The sequence below is a fragment of the Pedobacter agri PB92 genome, from assembly GCF_000258495.1.
Classification (GTDB): domain Bacteria; phylum Bacteroidota; class Bacteroidia; order Sphingobacteriales; family Sphingobacteriaceae; genus Pedobacter; species Pedobacter agri.
The window spans coordinates 1-4,582 of record NZ_AJLG01000269.1 but is presented as its reverse complement, the minus strand read 5'-3'; the positions used below and the strand labels follow the sequence as shown (position 1 = coordinate 4,582).

General features: G+C 37.3%; 7 protein-coding genes and 1 pseudogene. 2 read left to right on the top strand and 6 right to left on the bottom strand.

The window, feature by feature from the left end:
* Window positions 1–151: 151 nt before the first annotated feature.
* A complete protein-coding gene (locus ON09_RS22745) occupies window positions 152–1,006 on the bottom strand; it encodes a hypothetical protein (protein WP_010603371.1) in 855 nt (284 codons plus the stop codon).
* 119 nt (window positions 1,007–1,125) lie between these two features.
* Between ON09_RS22745 and ON09_RS22740 the strand changes: the two genes are divergently transcribed.
* Both ON09_RS22740 and ON09_RS22735 read left to right on the top strand, forming a co-directional pair.
* Complete coding sequence (locus ON09_RS22740; RefSeq protein WP_010603370.1) at window positions 1,126–1,812, top strand: hypothetical protein; 687 nt, start codon at window positions 1,126–1,128, stop codon at window positions 1,810–1,812.
* A 28-nt stretch (window positions 1,813–1,840) separates the two neighbouring features.
* A complete protein-coding gene (locus tag ON09_RS22735) occupies window positions 1,841–2,062 on the top strand; it encodes a hypothetical protein (RefSeq protein ID WP_010603369.1) in 222 nt (73 codons plus the stop codon).
* 29 nt (window positions 2,063–2,091) lie between these two features.
* Here ON09_RS22735 and ON09_RS22730 read toward each other — a convergent pair whose 3' ends face one another.
* The 5 genes and pseudogenes from ON09_RS22730 to ON09_RS22705 form a co-directional block, all read right to left on the bottom strand.
* Window positions 2,092–2,346 carry a hypothetical protein gene (locus ON09_RS22730; RefSeq protein ID WP_010603368.1) on the bottom strand — a complete coding sequence of 85 codons (255 nt, stop codon included), beginning with the start codon at window positions 2,344–2,346 and terminating at the stop codon, window positions 2,092–2,094.
* 622 nt (window positions 2,347–2,968) lie between these two features.
* Window positions 2,969–3,241, bottom strand: a complete 273-nt coding sequence (locus ON09_RS22720) for a helix-turn-helix domain-containing protein (protein WP_010603367.1) — start codon at window positions 3,239–3,241, stop codon at window positions 2,969–2,971.
* A gap of 17 nt (window positions 3,242–3,258) precedes the next feature.
* Window positions 3,259–3,705: a hypothetical protein gene (locus tag ON09_RS22715; protein ID WP_010603366.1), complete on the bottom strand. Its 447-nt coding sequence runs from the start codon at window positions 3,703–3,705 to the stop codon at window positions 3,259–3,261.
* 37 nt (window positions 3,706–3,742) lie between these two features.
* Entirely contained in the window at window positions 3,743–4,255 is a 513-nt protein-coding gene (locus tag ON09_RS24580) for a PDDEXK family nuclease (protein ID WP_010603365.1), read from the bottom strand.
* A pseudogene (locus tag ON09_RS22705) lies at window positions 4,255–4,582 on the bottom strand (hypothetical protein); the annotation flags it as partial. The pseudogene ON09_RS22705 and the gene ON09_RS24580, both read right to left, overlap by 1 nt.

The following is a 4,582-nucleotide window of genomic DNA, read 5'->3' as shown; positions in this document are numbered from 1 at the left end:
ACGTACACACTAGAGGTTTAAATTTTACATTTACACTGAAACTAGGAGTTGCTAACATTTGAAAACAAAGTTATCAAATATAAGCATTATCGGGAAATCAGCCGATAATTGATTTTATCGGTTTTCATCCGATATTGAAGTTTCTGAAAGATTATGTCGATTGAATTTTAGACATGGTGAATGAGTCGTAAGTCGGATGAATTCCCTTAAGTCTAAAATATTCGTGTGAACTGGATCCTTCAAGGCTTACTGGTCCTATGGGATCTTGACCATCTTCTGGTCTTAAAAAGAAGTATAGAGTATTTTGAAAAGGATTTGCTACTAAATCATACGCAGAGTAGCTTATGAAACTAGATGCTGACTCTCTTACAATATCATCTGAAAAATCTAAGATCAATTCGCGCTTTGTCCCATCTTTTGAAGTGAAATTGACTTGCCATTTTCCATTTGTCATACCGTATCTAGAAAGTTCTTTATAGCGATTGAAACGTTGTTCGGACAGTCCGTATTCAGATTGAATCTTAATTTTTTCAAGCTTTAATTGCTCATTATCTTTTTTTAAATTAGCATTTTCAACAAGATACTGTGATTCTTCTTCATTTAATTTCTCTAATACATTGATTGTATCAATATGCGCATTTCTCAATTTAATAAACTTAGCCAATGGCATGGAACCAGCCTTTGTTTTAGCTAAAATATCCGTTTCATTTTTAGCTGAGATTTCAGCGCTGTGAAGTTTAATAATTGACTTTACATAAGGAAAACTATAAGTAACAACTATTGCCCAAAAAAACGGCTCGACAAAGACTGTCATTGGGGTAGCGTAAAATTTAATCAGCTGATACAGACTTCTGAATCCATCTGATTTGACATCGGCATCGTCATAAAAAATAATTGCTATTGTTATAGGCCAATTGGTCAATAGCCATGAAATAATAAATGATGTAAAAAATGGATTGGAAACCCGATCGCGTAAATCCTTGAAAAAATCTTTGAAATCATCCATGAGAGTAAAATTTAGAAATGCAAGTATAAGGAATCGTTCACAAACGTCATAAGCTGGAAACCACTAAAAATATGAGTAAATGATTTTTTATATTTGGTTGAAATTAATACTCGATAAAAATGAATGTGACTGTCAACCAATCAAACGGCGGTAAAGGAAAGGGAAATCGCAAAAATAAAGTAGTTATCAACGAAAAAACTCAATCATCGTGGATGGATTTCTTCAATTCGGCCTGGACTTGGGTTGTCGGAATATTAACAGTATTAGCCGCTTTAGGTATCAGCGTGGCAATAAATAAACCTGATCAGACTAAAATAGATTTTGAGAACTCTAAGAATCTATCAGCAAAGCTTAATGATTTTAAACATTCATTACATAAACGGGATTCAATAGTCGCAGCAAATGAACGTGCTAAACTCCAAAGCAAGCCTGTAGTTGTTCAACCGAAGACATCTATAAGAGGAAACAACAATCAAATTGGTAATAATAACAAAATTCATAATGGAGATATTATAAACAATAACTTTATTGGATCAGAAAGGATATTTACTGAAGCAGATAAGACTGAGCTTTTGGCGAAAATCGAATCAACTTATCGACAACAAGGCGTAGCTGCTCCAACAAAAAACTTTGGCATTTATATGGATGCGATAAATAACTCTGCTCGATTTGCAGATGGGGTTAAAAAGTATTTATTATCACAAGGCTACAAACTTACCGGAACCGGAAACGGACCATGTGAGTCTGGCTATAGAATGGAATACAATCGTGATGAATTAGAAATATATTTTGGAGTTATGGAATAACTTACCTTTTCATTAGTTAAATTGCATTATGGAAAGATTAACTGTTTGTCAGGTGCTTTTTATAATTTTTTTCTCAACTACTCTCGGTGTGTCTTTAGCTCTTGGCGTTGGAAGCGTATTAGACAAGTTTTTACCACCTTCAGGACCATTAACACAAGCCGAGAAAGACATGCTTTATCCTGTCTGCCCTCAATGTATGATTGAAATCGAAATGCAGGAAGCTATGCATGGTACTGTAAAAAAGAAATAGCCGAACAGTATTGCCCGGCTATCTAAATTCTAATAAACATCAATAAAATCAAGTTTTTTCGAGAGCACATCGTACATTGGCTTGTAGCTAAAATTCAAGGCTTCGCCATTGTAATAAAACTTAATAGACTCAGCGCCATCATCCCTTTTATCATCTAGAATGATAGCATGTCCAACATTCGACGACCCATTCAGTAATGGGTACTTTTCATTAAAGTTAAATAAAATGCCATTTTGACTTAGGGAAATACCATAAATCTTTTCCTTGTTGAAATTAATATTCATATTTTTTTTTGATTTATACAAATATACCAAGGTATTTTCAACTAATTTGAAGGGGGTTCTTCAGTCTATTAAACAATAAATTATCGTTCCCCATATGGAAGCGCTAATAACGAATAGCGCTATCCAAGTTGTTTTTTTAATGTTCATTGCTAAATGGTAAGTACTGGCTATCATGCTGTGAACAAGCTACATTTTTGTTCATTTTCCGTTCATTGTACAAATCGAAAAATTGAGATAAGTCAATTTTCGTTTGTTTCAATATGAAACGACTTCTCACATTTTTTTTATTAATTTCTTCATTCAATGCAATTGCGCAAACAGGCTGTAGAAGAAATAGCGATGGAATACTTTTCCAAAATTTAATATTATTTGGACCGGATTATAACGCAAACTCTCCAGGGCCAAATGCATCAGCACTGTGTTTGCCTATGGGTACTACTGGGCCTAGTTGCACGATTAGGATTCCTTTTACCACAACATCATTTCAAGGTACTTATGGAACATATTCTGCGATAAATTGTGACCTTGATCATTATGTTTATGGAGCCTTGTTGGTTGCAGGTATATTTGTTTTTAGAAAGGTTCGGAAGGTGTAAAGCCGTTCATTTTTGGTCCGGTTTCTTCAGCTAATCGGATTAAATTCACGAATGGACATTTTGCTGTTAACATCTCGGATGAGCTCATCTACTTTGATACCGAATACATCAGCCATTTTGATTAACATCTCGGGCTTTGGAGTTGCCCGGCCAGCTTCATAGGCTGTGATGTTCTTTTGGTTTGAGCCTACCAGTTCAGCAAGCTTGCATTGTGTTAGATTTTCGTTTTCACGAAACCATTTCAGATTGGTACTGAATGGTGATTTGGTTTTTAAACCAGTCTCGACATTGGTTTTCATATTTATGGATTTAAATTTTAAGATTTAGTTTGTTGCTCCGACATATCCTCGAAAACAACGGTTGACCTGATTTCTAAAGCAACCGGATTTTCTTTGTCACCACTTAGCTGCATTCGTTCCTTGTACTTGGATCCTTTAGCGCCTTTAAGCAGGAAGATCAAAAGCGTATCGGAATATTCCCGGACCGTTCCAACCTTGACGCCGCCCTGGTAGATCGGTTTAAGGGTTCCTTTGAAAGCTCGGCGCCTGGCTTCATCTTCAATTGCTTCGATGCCGATCTCAGCTGCTTCGTCCCAGGCTTTTGCAAACTCCGGCTCATCTATCTTCCACCTGTACATGGTTTTGCGATCTAGTCTGGCCTTCCGGCAAGCTTCCGTGATATTGCCATATAGAGTGACATTCTCAAGGAATTCAGCTTGCTTTTCTTCGTGCGTTCTTGGATCTGGCTTTTTTAGGCGTGGCATAGTTGATAACTAAGTTTTCAAAAGTAAACAATTAATTTTAATTAAAAATTTTTAGCGCTGATTTTATCAGTTCAATAGTCTCGGATGTCATCATCTGTTCAGGTGATCGGCTGATCACTCGCCAACCGAGCGAGGCAGCAAGGGAACTTTTATCCATGTCACGCTGGATTCCCGTTCCCGAGCTATGTCCGCTGTTTCCTTTGGACCAGATACCGCCGTTCTGTTCGATGCCGATCTTGTGTTCAGGAATGGCATAATCAAACCGGAACTCTCTTTTTGTTGAGAAGTAGAACTCCGGCCAGATATCGATCTGAAGTTCAATTTCCATGAGCTTCATGAAAAAGTCTTTCTGATTTGCTTTATTCCTGATGTTTCGTTCGTCATGGATATCGCCAGTTTTAATGAGATTTTTGCCGCGTGTTTTTTTTGCTTTTACGGAAGTGATTCCCATTTCGGCCGCTTGAGCTGGCGTGTAGTAAACCCCATCTTTTTCGATCCATCCGCGTTCAGTGATCGACTTGATCAATTCTTTAGCGATCTGTGGTTTCATTATTTCCTCCGATCTGGTGCGTTTTTTCCAAAGTTTACTATGTTGAACATTTCACGCAACCTGGAACGGACCCGGTAACCGTAACGCTCATCAAGTTCAGCGCTGCTCAGGTTGGTAGTGAGATGAAAAAATCCGAGCAAACCATTATCGTAAATGTCGGAGATGATATCTTGCATGACGTTCATTTCATTTCCGAAATTCTTTTTGATGGCTTCGGTTCCAAGGTCATCGAAACATTTTCCTTCCTGAGTATGTCCAAAATTCATGTGTGGTGCAATTGGTGCCATTTGGGAATAAGTGTAAACGGAGTTGGCTCCTATTTTCCTG

Excerpts from the sequence above, each read along its gene's own strand:
- ON09_RS22745 (WP_010603371.1), bottom strand. The coding sequence starts at position 1,006 with ATGGATGATTTCAAAGATTTTTTCAAGGATTTACGCGATCGGGTTTCC.
- ON09_RS22740 (WP_010603370.1), top strand. The coding sequence starts at position 1,126 with ATGAATGTGACTGTCAACCAATCAAACGGCGGTAAAGGAAAGGGAAAT.
- ON09_RS22735 (WP_010603369.1), top strand. The coding sequence starts at position 1,841 with ATGGAAAGATTAACTGTTTGTCAGGTGCTTTTTATAATTTTTTTCTCA.
- ON09_RS22730 (WP_010603368.1), bottom strand. The coding sequence starts at position 2,346 with ATGAATATTAATTTCAACAAGGAAAAGATTTATGGTATTTCCCTAAGT.
- ON09_RS22720 (WP_010603367.1), bottom strand. The coding sequence starts at position 3,241 with ATGAAAACCAATGTCGAGACTGGTTTAAAAACCAAATCACCATTCAGT.
- ON09_RS22715 (WP_010603366.1), bottom strand. The coding sequence starts at position 3,705 with ATGCCACGCCTAAAAAAGCCAGATCCAAGAACGCACGAAGAAAAGCAA.
- ON09_RS24580 (WP_010603365.1), bottom strand. The coding sequence starts at position 4,255 with ATGAAACCACAGATCGCTAAAGAATTGATCAAGTCGATCACTGAACGC.